Source organism: Hanstruepera ponticola (assembly GCF_012931685.1).
Lineage (GTDB): Bacteria > Bacteroidota > Bacteroidia > Flavobacteriales > Flavobacteriaceae > Hanstruepera > Hanstruepera ponticola.
Genome location: NZ_JABANC010000003.1, coordinates 139,937 through 152,938, shown reverse-complemented (window position 1 = coordinate 152,938; position 13,002 = coordinate 139,937). Strand labels below are relative to the sequence as shown.

The 13,002-nt window shown below is 33.3% G+C and carries 12 protein-coding genes; 7 read left to right on the top strand and 5 right to left on the bottom strand.

Annotation, left to right across the window (positions count from 1 at the left end; genetic code table 11):
• Window positions 1–8: 8 nt before the first annotated feature.
• The gene (locus HGK31_RS09485; protein ID WP_191859535.1) at window positions 9–488 is read right to left on the bottom strand and encodes an Hsp20/alpha crystallin family protein; all 480 of its coding nucleotides are present in this window, start codon (window positions 486–488) and stop codon (window positions 9–11) included.
• A 653-nt stretch (window positions 489–1,141) separates the two neighbouring features.
• On the opposite strand from HGK31_RS09485, the gene HGK31_RS09480 reads away from it, so the two are divergent.
• Window positions 1,142–1,702: an ExbD/TolR family protein gene (locus HGK31_RS09480; RefSeq protein ID WP_191859534.1), complete on the top strand. Its 561-nt coding sequence runs from the start codon at window positions 1,142–1,144 to the stop codon at window positions 1,700–1,702.
• Here the strand turns inward: HGK31_RS09480 and HGK31_RS09475 are convergent.
• The 3 genes from HGK31_RS09475 to HGK31_RS09465 form a co-directional block, all read right to left on the bottom strand.
• Window positions 1,699–3,852, bottom strand: a complete 2,154-nt coding sequence (locus HGK31_RS09475; RefSeq protein ID WP_191859533.1) for a S9 family peptidase — start codon at window positions 3,850–3,852, stop codon at window positions 1,699–1,701. The two genes, HGK31_RS09480 and HGK31_RS09475, sit on opposite strands and share 4 nt — an antisense overlap.
• Before the next feature lie 68 nt (window positions 3,853–3,920).
• Window positions 3,921–4,319, bottom strand: a complete 399-nt coding sequence (locus HGK31_RS09470; RefSeq protein WP_233451057.1) for a 3D domain-containing protein — start codon at window positions 4,317–4,319, stop codon at window positions 3,921–3,923.
• A gap of 62 nt (window positions 4,320–4,381) precedes the next feature.
• Window positions 4,382–6,301, bottom strand: a complete 1,920-nt coding sequence (locus HGK31_RS09465; protein ID WP_233451072.1) for an alpha-ketoacid dehydrogenase subunit alpha/beta — start codon at window positions 6,299–6,301, stop codon at window positions 4,382–4,384.
• A gap of 211 nt (window positions 6,302–6,512) precedes the next feature.
• Here HGK31_RS09465 and HGK31_RS09460 point away from each other — a divergent pair, with 211 nt between their 5' ends.
• From HGK31_RS09460 to HGK31_RS09440, 5 genes are read left to right on the top strand one after another with little or no spacing between them, the layout of a single operon-like run.
• Complete coding sequence (locus HGK31_RS09460; protein WP_191859531.1) at window positions 6,513–7,463, top strand: isopenicillin N synthase family dioxygenase; 951 nt, start codon at window positions 6,513–6,515, stop codon at window positions 7,461–7,463.
• A 2-nt stretch (window positions 7,464–7,465) separates the two neighbouring features.
• Window positions 7,466–7,795, top strand: coding sequence for a translation initiation factor (locus HGK31_RS09455; protein ID WP_191859530.1), 330 nt, complete (start codon window positions 7,466–7,468; stop codon window positions 7,793–7,795).
• Window positions 7,795–8,757, top strand: coding sequence for a DUF1835 domain-containing protein (locus HGK31_RS09450; RefSeq protein WP_191859529.1), 963 nt, complete (start codon window positions 7,795–7,797; stop codon window positions 8,755–8,757). Before HGK31_RS09455 ends, HGK31_RS09450 begins: the two co-directional genes overlap by 1 nt.
• Window positions 8,727–9,596, top strand: a complete 870-nt coding sequence (locus tag HGK31_RS09445; RefSeq protein ID WP_191859528.1) for a nucleoside phosphorylase — start codon at window positions 8,727–8,729, stop codon at window positions 9,594–9,596. Before HGK31_RS09450 ends, HGK31_RS09445 begins: the two co-directional genes overlap by 31 nt.
• A complete protein-coding gene (locus HGK31_RS09440) occupies window positions 9,596–10,453 on the top strand; it encodes a substrate-binding domain-containing protein (RefSeq protein WP_191859527.1) in 858 nt (285 codons plus the stop codon). The genes HGK31_RS09445 and HGK31_RS09440 overlap by 1 nt, the downstream gene beginning before the upstream one ends.
• Window positions 10,454–10,767: 314 nt before the next feature.
• On the opposite strand, the gene HGK31_RS09435 is transcribed toward HGK31_RS09440, so the two are convergent.
• Window positions 10,768–11,433, bottom strand: coding sequence for a uracil-DNA glycosylase (locus tag HGK31_RS09435; protein ID WP_191859526.1), 666 nt, complete (start codon window positions 11,431–11,433; stop codon window positions 10,768–10,770).
• A 66-nt stretch (window positions 11,434–11,499) separates the two neighbouring features.
• Here HGK31_RS09435 and HGK31_RS09430 point away from each other — a divergent pair, with 66 nt between their 5' ends.
• Window positions 11,500–12,996: a YfcC family protein gene (locus HGK31_RS09430; RefSeq protein ID WP_191859525.1), complete on the top strand. Its 1,497-nt coding sequence runs from the start codon at window positions 11,500–11,502 to the stop codon at window positions 12,994–12,996.
• Window positions 12,997–13,002 lie beyond the last annotated feature (6 nt).

Genomic DNA, 13,002 nt, shown 5'->3' with positions numbered 1-13,002 from the left:
CTATAACCTTAAGAAATGTCTATGCGTTTAGCTGGCTTTCTTTTAGCCTCTTCACGTTTAGGAATATGTATGTTTAAAATACCATCCTCATATTTTGCCTTAATTTTATCAGTTTCTACAGTATCAGGCAAAGTGAACGTTCTCTTGAAAGAAGCATAACCAAACTCACGTCTTGTGTAGGTATCTTGTTTTGTTTCATTCTCTGATTTTGTTTCGGCTGAAATAGATAATATATCATTATCAATTTCTAAATCAAAATCATCCTTTTTCATACCAGGAACAGCAACTTCAAGAAAATAATTTTCATTATCCTCCTTAATATTCACTGCTGGTAATGTCATACCCGTATTGAAGTTTGATAATAATCCGGTTCCTAATTCTGTGTCAAAAAAATTGTCTATCCAAGATGAAAAACTTGGCAAACCGGTAACATTTCTTTTTTTTGATAAGTCGGTGCCATTTTTTGGCGTTGTTACTAAATTACTCATGTTAATCAAATTTTTAGTTAAACATTGTTTACAATTGTATTTGCAAAATAGATGCCAATCCTATTTTTCACTCACTTTCTGTCAAAATTTCGCTCCCACTCGTCAAATTGTCATTTTTATGCATTGCTTTAACACGCTTATAATTAGCACTATAAATGTTAAAAAATGTTAAATAACTACTTTGTAATACATAGTACTGTAACATTTCTATTTATTGGTCGTCTATATAGTACATCAATCAATTAAAATATATTAAATCATGAGAACTTTAGACAACAATCAAGTAACAGGAACATTAAGTAATACGAAAAGTAATACTTGGAACAGCAAAAGACGTTATAGATAATAGAAATCTTTTTAGTCAACAATCAATCAATCAAAAAATGAATTATGGAGGCAGTTAATAAAATATCGAGAGATAACAGCGAATTCTTAAAAAAACCATTTAAACGTAGTTGTGAGTCCGTGTCATTCTCTAACTGTCACGATACACTTTGGAAAGGTATTAAACGATATTTACATTAGTTTGAATTAGTTAAAAATTAAAAGCCAGTAACAGTTTACTGGCTTTTTTTATATACAGTATTTTCCTTGGTACTGTTTTTGAGTTATTTGGTTCAACGCTCAATTATTAATTTTAACACCAAGTTCTCATGAAAAATTATCGCTCTTCAGAAAAAGTGAATGCTGGATCTATGGCAGATATTGCCTTCTTACTCCTTATTTTCTTTTTAGTAACAACCACTATTGCCACTGACAAGGGTATTAACAGAACATTACCTGAAAAATGCCCAGACCGTGTTGATTGTACTAAAACTATTCTTGAACAAAATGTTTTAAGAATTGTCTTAAATAATGATGATAATATTTTAGTTGCCGATGAACAAGTTGAATTAAAAGACTTAAAAGCACTTTTAATAAAGCATATAGATAATAATGCTGATGGCACGTGTACATATTGTGGTGGCTCAGCAGATTCATCACTATCTAATAATCCAAAAGAAGCCGTATTAAGTTTACAACATCATAGAGAAACTAGCTATGAGCTATTTGTTTTAGTACACGATGAGATTTCAAAAGCCTACTGGTTTTTAAAAGACAACTATGCAAAAAAGGTATATAATAAACCCTTATCAGACGTAACAACTGCAGAATTAAAGTCTATAAATACCTTATACCCTGTACAAATTTCTGAAGTAATGACTAAAAATTAATCTTCTATACCCTCTAGGTTAAATAGAAAGGCATAGTACAAAGCGGTTCTCTTATGTCGTTCAAAACGACCCGATGCACCTCCATGACCAGTTTCCATATTACAATCCATGATAAGTATGTTATTATCTGTTTTCATGTCGCGTAATTTAGCAAGCCATTTGGCAGGTTCCCAATATTGCACTTGACTATCCCAATAACCCGTTGTGATGAGCATATTGGGGTAAGCTTTTGCTTCCACATTATCATATGGTGAATAGGATAGCATATAGTCATAGTATGTTTTATCTTTAGGATTACCCCATTCATCAAATTCAAAAGTGGTAAGTGGAATAGACTCATCAAGCATTGTAGTAACAATATCTACAAAAGGTACTGCAGCAATAATACCGTTCCATAAGGAGGGTTCCATATTTACAATGGCTCCCATTAATAATCCTCCAGCACTGCCACCCATGGCATATAAATGTTCTGAACTGGTATAGCCTTTGTCTACCAAGTATTTGCCAACATCAATAAAATCTGTAAAGGTGTTTTTCTTTTTAAGTAATTTACCGTTTTCATACCATTGCCTACCCATTTCCTGGCCACCTCTTACATGCGCTATAGCATAAATAAATCCTCGGTCTAGCAAGCTTAACCTATCTGATCTAAAAGTAGGTTCGGTACTATTACCATAAGAACCATAAGCATACAATAACAGCGGTGTTTCTGAACCTATGCTTATCCCTTTTTTATAAACCATAGAAACAGGGATTTTTGTACCGTCAGTTGCAGTTACTTCAAATCTTTCTGAAGTATAATCATCAGAAGAAAATCCTCCTAAAACGTTTTCTTGTTTTAAAAGTGCTTGCTCTTTTGTATCCATGTTGTACTCAAAGGTACTATTCGGTGTTGTTAGAGAGCTGTATGTGTAACGCAAGATATTTGTATCAAAATCTAAATTAGAGGTTGGGTATGCGGTGTAAGCTGGATCTTTAAATTCTATGTAATAATCTTTACCTTCCCATGGCAAAACTCTTATAGTTCTTAAGCCATTAAGGCGTTCTGCCGTTACTAAATGGTCTTTAAAAAGATCAAAGTTTTCCAAAAGCACATCTTCTCGATGACCAATTATGTCTGTCCAATTTTCTTTGGAAGGTTTTTTTATTGGAGTTTTTACTAATTTAAAATTGGTAGCATCTCTATTGGTTCTAATATAAAAATCATCTCCAAAGTGGTCTGCGTAATAAATTAAATCACTTTCTCGAGGTTGTATAACTTGCCAATTGCCATCAGGGTTGTCTGCTTTTAAAAAGCGGTATTCAGTGGAAAGTGTTTGAAAACTACCTATCATTAAATAATCTCGCGATTTAGTTTTAAAAACACCACAGCGATATGTGTCATCTTTTTCTTCATAGACTAAAACATCACTAGCTTGATCAGTACCCAAAACATGTTTATAAATTTTATTCTGACGCAGTGTTTGTGGGTCTTTAGTTGTGTAAAAAACAGTTTTATTATCATTTGCCCAAGTGGCACTACCACCAGTATTACTTAACTTATCATTTAATAACTCACCCGTTTCTAGATTTTTAAAAAAGATGGTGTATTGGCGTCTAGAAATCGTATCAATACCATAAGCCATCAATTTATTGTTGGGACTTACATCTTGACTTCCTATACCATAATATGAGTAGCCTTTTGCTAATTTAGGACCGTTTAATATGATTTCTTCTTCTGCGTTTTCTGTTATTTTTTTTCTGCAATACAGAGCGTATTCACTGCCTTCTTCATATCTCGTGTAATAAGAATATCCATTATCGGTTACAGGAACTGATTGATCATCCTTTTTTATGCGTCCCACAATTTCATTAAATAATCTATCCTGAAAAACTTCCGTATGTTGCATGACCTCATTGAGATAGTCATTTTCAGCATTTAGGTAGTTTAAAACATCTTGGGTTTGGTCGTCAGGATTATCAGCATTCTTTTGTTCATCACTTAAACGCATCCAGAAATAATCATCTATTCGGGTATCACCATGAGAGGTTAACTCTTTTGGAATCTTTTTGGCAATTGGCGGATTAATAACTTCCTTTTTATCTTCCTTTTTTTCAGATTGACAAGCAATAATTAAAGCTGAAACAAATAGTAGGCGAAGTAATTTCATGTATAGTGATTTTTAAATTTCTTTTAAAAGTAACAAAATTAAATAATATAAAGCTTTATGGTTAGTTATCAATCAATCTCAACACCATAGGTTATAATAAGCTTTTTTCTGCCCCATTCTCGTGCCGCTTTCACATCTTCTCCCATGTAAATATCTATGCGTTTTTTCCAGCGCCAATGCATTTTATCCTTTACCAGATAAAGACCTTCCATTCCCTCTACGGCAACTGGTGTATTGTGTTTAAGTCCTAGTGCCAATAGATCACGAGAAACAGCTATATACTTCATGCCAGGTTTTAGACTATCTCCAAATGCTGTAATGTGAGGATTATCACTTGTTTGATAAGCTAATGAATTATAGGCCGTTGCAGTGACCTCAATAGTTTTCCAATCATAGACAGGCTTATTTTTAGATTTTTTACAAGCCAATATACAAGTGAATAGCAATATTAGTAAGCCGTATTTCATATTTAAATATACGCTTTCTACTTAATTATGGTAGAAAAAATAACTTACTTTCTAAATAAAAGTTAATAGGCAATCAACTCCTTGAGTACTGTTTCAAATTTGCCTTTGGCTAAATACTGATCTTCTAGTTGATTGATAAACGGTATAGGTGTTTCCATACTGGCTACACGTTTAACAGGTGCATCTAAATCTTCAAAACAGTTTTCCATGATTTGTGCTGAAATATCCGAAGCAATACCTCCAAACAAAGAGTCCTCTTGTAAAATAATTACTCGTCCTGTTTTTCTTACTGAATTATAAATAGCCTCCGTATCAAGTGGCTGCAAAGTTCTTAAATCAATTAAGTCTGCTTGAATTTCAGGGTTAGCATTCAATGTTTCCAACGCCCAATGTACAGCAGCTCCGTAAGAAATAACAGTTACCTCGCTACCTTCTCTTATAAGTGATGCCTTACCAAATGGTAGGGTGTAATAATCAACAGGAACTTCTTGACGAATACTTCTATATAAAGCTTTATGCTCAAAGAAAAGCACTGGATTGGGGTCATTGATTGCTGTAGCTAATAAGCCTTTCGCATCAAATGGAAATGCTGGATAAACTACTTTTAAACCTGGTGTTTTAGTAAACCAAGCCTCATTAGTTTGTGAATGGAAGGGACCTGCTGCTACTCCTGCTCCACATGGCATTCTAACAACAACATCAGCGTGTTGATTCCATCTGTAATGTGATTTGGCCAAATAATTGACAATAGGATTAAATCCTGAAGAAACAAAATCTGCAAATTGCATTTCAACTACTGCTTTCATACCAGCAATAGATAATCCCATTCCAGCTTCAACTATTGCCGATTCGCATATTGGTGTATTGCGTACACGATTATTTCCAAATTGCTCCACAAAACCATCAGTAATCTTAAAAACACCACCATATTCTGCAATATCCTGCCCCATAATTACGAGATCTTCATGTTGCTCCATGGATTGTTTTAATCCTTGAGAAATGGCATCAATCAATCGAATTCCTTCGGTTTTTGGTTTTGTTTTAAAATATTGATATTCAAATGGTTTGTAAACATCATTTAATTCAACACTTTCGTTTGGTGAAATAATATCTTCATCAAAAGCCATTTGTAAATGTTCATTAATTTCATGAACAATTGTTTCTTTTATAGCAACCTCTTCCTGTTCTGAAAGAATACCTTCATCTCTTAAAAATGCTTGAAAGTTTTCAACAGGATCTTTTTTTGCCCAAGCGTCCATCAAATCTTGTGGCACATATTTAGTACCACTAGCCTCTTCATGACCACGCATTCTAAAAGTTTTAAACTCTAGTAAAACTGGTCTGGGGTTTTTTCTTATGCTTTTGGCTATTTCATTTACTTTTTGATAGACTTCGATAATGTTGTTCCCGTCTATAATATGTGACTCCATACCATAGCCTATACCACGATCAGCAATATGCTCACAATTATATTGTTCTCGAGTTGGCGTGGATAATCCGTAACCATTGTTTTCAACACAGAATATAACAGGTAATTGCCATACTGATGCAACATTTAATGCTTCGTGGAAATCACCTTCACTAGTGCCACCTTCTCCTGTAAAAACTGTTGTTACTTGATTTAGGTTTTTTAGTTTACTTGCTAAAGCAATACCATCAGCTACACCTAGTTGTGGTCCTAAATGAGAAATCATACCCACGATCTTGAATTCTTGTGTACCAAAATGAAATGAGCGATCACGCCCTTTGGTAAATCCATTGGCCTTCCCTTGCCATTGACTAAATAATCGGTATAAAGGGATTTCTCTCGTAGTAAAAACACCCAAATTTCTGTGCATGGGTAAGATGTACTCCTCGGTCTGCATAGCCATGGTTACACCTACTGAAATAGCTTCTTGACCAATTCCTGAAAACCATTTTGATATTTTACCTTGACGTAATAGGATAAGCATCTTCTCCTCAATTAGTCTTGGTTTGAGCATATTCTTGTATAAAGTAATTAGCTCATTATGTTTTAAACCTGAAATATTGAATTGTAATTCGGCTGTTGAAGTCACCTTTGAACTCATAAATTTTGTTTGTCAAATATAGTATAATTTGATAATTACAAATGCGAATACAAAAAGAATTCTTGCTTAAAATTTTGTAATGTTTTTGTACATTTGTAAGCATTCACTTGAAATATTTATACCGATGAATAAAATACCTAGCGTTAATTTAAATGATTTTACTTCAGGCGATCCTGAACGAAAACAAAAATTTGTTGATGAAATAGGAAAGGCCTACGAAGAGATTGGCTTTGTTGCCTTGAAGGGACATTTTTTAGATGACTCATTAGTAGATAACCTTTATGATGAAGTCAAAAAGTTTTTTGATCTTCCTGTGGAGACCAAGCAGAAATACGAAATTGAAGGCATAGGCGGTCAACGCGGTTACATTTCATTTGGTAAAGAAAGCGCCAAAGGTAAAAAGGAAGGTGATTTAAAGGAGTTTTGGCATTTTGGGCAGTTTGTTGAAAATGATCCGAAATTAGAAGCCGAATATCCTAAAAACGTTGTTGTTGATGAATTACCTAACTTCAACCGTGTAGGTAAAGAAGCATACAGAAGTCTTGAAAAAACTGCTAAATATGTTTTGCGGGCCTTGGCTTTGCATTTGAATCTAGAAGAAACATATTTTGATCAATATATCTATAATGGAAATAGTATTTTAAGACCTATTCACTACCCTCCTATTTTAGAAGAACCTAAAAATGCTGTTCGTGCAGCAGCTCATGGCGATATTAATTTAATCACATTGTTAATGGGTGCTCAAGGTAGAGGACTACAAGTACAAAACCATAATGGTGAGTGGTTGGATGCTATTGCAGAGCCTGATGAATTGATGATTAATGTTGGTGATATGTTATCTAGGCACACTAATAACAAGCTAAAATCAACCATACATCGTGTTATAAATCCTCCAAGAGAGCTTTGGGGAACCTCACGTTATTCTATTCCATTTTTTATGCATCCCATAAGTGATATGAAACTAAATGTGCTTGATAGTTGTATTGATGAAGACAACCCGAAACAATTTGATGATATAACTGCTGGTGAGTTCTTAAATGAACGTTTAATTGAATTAGGGTTAACTAAAAAATAATCATGGATTTACAAGATCAATTAAAAAACTTGTTTCCTGATTATATTCCAGAAGAATCATCTGAAACACAAGAAGAAGATTCAGGAATATGGCTTCAAGATGATCCAATCATCTGTAAATATGAAAAGCGTAAAGGTAAACCTATAACTATTTTAGAAGGTTATACAGGAGCTACAGAAGATTTTAAATTACTAGCTAAAGAACTTAAAACAACTTTGAGTGTTGGTGGTAGCTTTAAGGATGATAAAATTATTATTCAAGGTGATTATCGTGATAAAATCATGGGTATTTTAAAAGATAAGGGATTTAATGTTAAACGCGTTGGCGGTTAATGAGCGAACGTATTTTACATATAACCAATGGCTCCAGTCTTACAAATTATCTTAAAGAGTTAGATTTTAATGATGATATACTTACTTGGCATGAAATGCTTTGTGAAGGCAATACAACATCATTGGTAAGTTCTAAATCATTTTTAAATCAAAGAAAGGCCTTTTTAAGCACCTATTACGATATTGAAATTGATGAGGAAGAATTTAAAAATGAACTGGCAATTTTAGACAATGTTGAAGAGTATTCACAAATTGTTCTTTGGTTTGAGTATGATTTGTTCTGCCACATTAACCTACTTGCAATTATTAGCCTATTAAAAGAAAAAAATATTTCTCTCCCACTCTACCTTGTTTGTAGTGGTCATGTTGAAGGTGATAGAAATTTAAAGGGATTAAGTGAATTGAACCATGAGCAGTTGTTGAGTCATTATGAAAACAAAATACAACTAACTGAATCTGATATTGACCTAGCAATAACCATATGGCGAATTTATTGCGGCAAGGACCACAATCTTTTAAAGCCATACATTACAAGAGAATCATCCTTTAAGTATTTAAATAATTGTATCAAGGCTCATTTTGGAAGGTTTCCTGATTTAAAAAGTGGTTTGTCAATATTAGAAAAAAATGTTTTGATTTTAATTCGTGATAACGAAATTAATTCAAGGCATCATTTACTTGGTTATATTTTAAATTATCAAGGTTATTATGGGTATGGTGATACTCAACTAAATAGAATAATTGATAATTTAAAAGGATTATTTACAGAAGACGACAATGGTATTGTTTTAAACAGACAAGGTCATGAAGCCCTTTTGAAAACTCATAATTTCGCTTTAGAAATCAATAATAACATTCCTTATGGTGGAATTAACAGATTAGATTATTTCTTCAGTAGTGAAGAAAATGTATTAGTAAAAAACCCGATACCATGCCCATTAAAGAATCTGAACTTATACTAAATCCAGATGGTAGTGTTTATCACTTAAATCTAAAACCAGAGCACATAGCTCAAGATATTATTTTTGTAGGTGACCAAGATCGTGTAGAACGAATCACTCAACATTTTGATTCTATTGAATTCTCTATACAAAAGCGTGAATTTAAAACTCAAACCGGAATTTATAAGAACAAACGAATAACTGTGTTATCAACAGGTATTGGACCAGATAATATAGACATTGTTTTAAACGAATTAGATGCTTTGGTGAATATTGATCTCAATTCTCGTGAGCCAAAAGCAAATCTAACAAGTTTAAATATTGTGAGGGTGGGTACATCTGGCTCCTTGCAAAAAGATATTCCTGTTGATTCTTTTTTAAGTAGTACTTATGGATTAGATCTCAATGGGATGCTACATGCTTACCAAATTAACCAAATTATTCATCCAGAAATTGAAAATTCTTTTATTGACTTTACCAACTGGCATCAAAACAAATCCAGACCCATTGTAATTGAAAATAGTAAATGGCTAGAAAAGAAGTTTACAGGGCCTAAAATGCATTCTGGTATAACTGCGACTGCAGGGGGTTTCTATGGTCCGCAAGGACGTGTTTTACGGTTACCATTGCAAGACAGTGAACTTAATAATAAGATAGATTCATTTAGTTATAATGGTTTACGTGTCACCAATTTGGAGATGGAAACTTCCGTTATTTTTGGTTTGTCAAAATTATTAGGTCATAATGCCGTTTCATTAAATGCTATAATAGCCAATAGAGCTACTGGTGAGTTTAGTAATGATCCTAAAAAAGTAGTTGATGATTTAATTGTTTATACCCTAGATAAAATTGTGAATTAATGAGAACAGTTAAAATTGGTGGTGTTCCAGAGCATTTTAATTTAGCTTGGTATTTAACGTTAAAGAATGGTGAGTACAAGTCTGAAGGTATAAACTTGAGATGGCATGATTATTATGGTGGCACAGGAGCTATGTGTAAAGCCCTTCGGAATGGTGACATTGATATGGCAGTTATCTTAACAGAAGGCATCATAAAAGATATTATTGAAGGCAACCCAAGTAAGATTGTACAAACATTTGTGCAATCGCCACTCATTTGGGGTATTCATGTAGCTCATCATTCAAATTATAACGAAATTAATGATTTAAAGGGAACCAAAGCAGCCATTAGCCGTTATGGTTCTGGCTCTCATCTTATGGCATATATCAATGCCGAAAACAATCATTGGAATTTGGATAAAGACCTTCATTTTGAAGTTATAAAAAATTTAAATGGTGCTGTTGAAGGTCTAACAAACGGTATCGCTGATTATTTTATGTGGGAAAAATTTACCACAAAACCCTATGTTGATGACGAGATTTTTAGACGTATTGATGAATGCCCAACACCTTGGCCATGCTTTGTTATTGCTGTAAGTGATAATTTTATTGCTGAAAGCAAGAATGATCTGGATACTATTTTGAGAATAATTAATAACACCACAGCTGAGTTTAAGAATATTCCGAGTATTGACAAAACAATAGCTAACAGATACGAACAAAAGTTAGAAGACGTACAAGAATGGCTATCATTGACCGAGTGGTCACAATCAGTTTTAGATAGAAATACTGTAGCAAAAATTCAAAAAGAGCTATTTACATTAAACATTATAACTAAAATTACAGATTACAAGAACTTGGTTTATACACCTAGTTAATTAATACGTCACAAATGTTAAATCTTGGTTTTTTGAGATAGGAATATGTGTGAAGAATGCTCAAAATCAAACCTTTGTATTTTAGTAAATAACTCACAAATGTTAAAAAATATTTAATTTTTAGCCCAAAAAGTTTATATTTGTTTTAAACAGAGTGTCTAACTAACCCAAATTGCTTATGCTATTAACAATAACTCTCGTGATTTCAGTTTTAATTGCAATCAATTTTTTATTGCTAATTTTTAGTTGTAATAAAACAACAAAGCGTGTTAAATCTGTTGAGAAAAAACCTACGTTTATTGTAACTAAAAACACTACCAATCCACAGCCTTCAACCCAACTTGCTCCAACAGGGAGTTAGTTTTACTAAAGTGTTTATTCCCGAACCAATATCCTCTATTTGCACTTAATGGGGATGGGTGTCCACTTTGTAAAATATAGTGTTTCTTTGAGTCTATCAATTTCGATTTCTTTTTTGCAAAACCACCCCAAAGTAAAAATATCACATTTTCTTTATTGTTATTTATTGTCTTTATAACGGCATCCGTAAAGGTTTCCCAACCTTTATTTTGATGGCTTCCTGCTTCATGTGCTCTAACTGTTAAGGTCGCATTGAGAAGTAAAACTCCTTGATCTGCCCAACGTTCCAGATTACCACTCGTTGGATAAGGGATATTCAAATCCTGCTCGATTTCTTTAAAAATGTTAATTAAAGAAGGTGGGTGTTTTATACCATCATTAACACTAAAACATAAACCGTTTGCTTGATTAGGACCATGGTAAGGATCTTGGCCTATAATAACCACTTTTAAATCATGAAAACTGCAATGTTCAAAAGCATTGAAAATTTGTTTACCTCGCGGATAACAAGTATGCTTTAAATACTCTGATTTAACAAATTCTACTAGATTATGAAAATAAGGCTTGTCAAATTCTGCATTTAAATAAGATTTCCAGCTATCATTTATGTTTACAGTCATTATTTTTGAGTATCACTTTAGGGCATCTAAAATAATACTATCTTTAAATTATAAAAATCTAATACCTTGAAAAAACTCAAATTCCCTTCAGCTCAAACCATTTTACTCATTATAGCTGGTTTAGTAGCTATTTTAACCTTTATTGTTCCTGCTGGAAAATATGATACACTTGTTTATGATAATGCTTCAGATATGTTTATTAGGACAAGTCAAGAAAATACCGAAACACTTGCTGCTACGCAGGAAACATTAGAATCGTTGAATGTAATTATTCCTTTAGAAAAATTTACCAGTGGTGACATTTACAAAGCCATAAATATTCCAAATACTTACAAAGAACTTGATGCTAAACCGCAAGGTTTAGTAGCTTTTTTGAAATCACCAATAAAAGGTATCATTGATGCTGCCGATATTATTTTTTTAGTCCTTATTATTGGAGGTCTTATAGGTATCATGAATCATACAGGTGCTTTTGATGCTGGAATAGGCTGGTTGGCAAAGGCTTTGTATGGAGGCGAATACTATCTTATTATTATTGTTACAGTACTTGTTGCTCTTGGAGGCACGACATTTGGTTTTGCTGAAGAAACTATTGCCTTCTTCCCTATTCTTATACCTGTATTTTTAGCAGCTAAATATGATGCGCTTGTTGCTATTGCTTGTATCTTTTTAGGGTCTTCCATTGGTACCATGTGCTCGACAATAAATCCTTTTAGTACAATTATCGCATCAGATGCTGCAGGGATAAATTGGACGACAGGCTGGCAAGGTCGCTTGGCGATGCTCTTAATGACCTTATTGATTTCTCTTGTATTTATCATGCGTTACGCTAGTCGTGTAAAAAAAGATCCAACAAAATCCATAATTTACAGTCAAAAGGATCAAATAGAAGCGCTTTTCCATCAGGGAACCGTAACAGTCACTAAATTTAATTGGCGCTTACGATTGGCATTGTTAACGTTTTCGGCATGTTTTGTAATTATGATTATTGGTGTATCCTTATTAGATTGGTGGTTTTTAGAAATGACTACAACATTTTTAGTAGGAGCCATATTAATAGGTTTTATTACAAAAATAAAGGAAGGTGACTTTATTGAAGTTTTTGTTAAAGGTGCTGGCGATTTACTGGGTGTTGCATTAATTATAGGAATTGCGCGAGGCGTCACGGTTATTATGTCTGATGGATTAATAAGTGATACTATGTTGTACTATGCTAGTGACATTACAACAGGTATGAATAAAGGCTTATTTGCTAGTGTGCTTACCCTTACTTATTCTGGATTGTCATTTTTCATTCCAAGTTCCTCTGGCATGGCTGTTTTAACTATGCCTATTATGGCGCCTTTGGCTGATACTGTTGGTGTTGGTAGAGAGCTCATAGTTAATGCTTATCAATATGGTATGGGATTGTTGTATCTTATTAGTCCTACAGGATTGATATTGCCATCTCTAGCTATTGCAAAAGTTGGTTATGATAAATGGTTGAAATTTATTCTGCCTTTATTCATTATTCTAGTGCTATTTACGCTACTAGTTATGACTACCTCTGCTTATTTATATTAATAAACA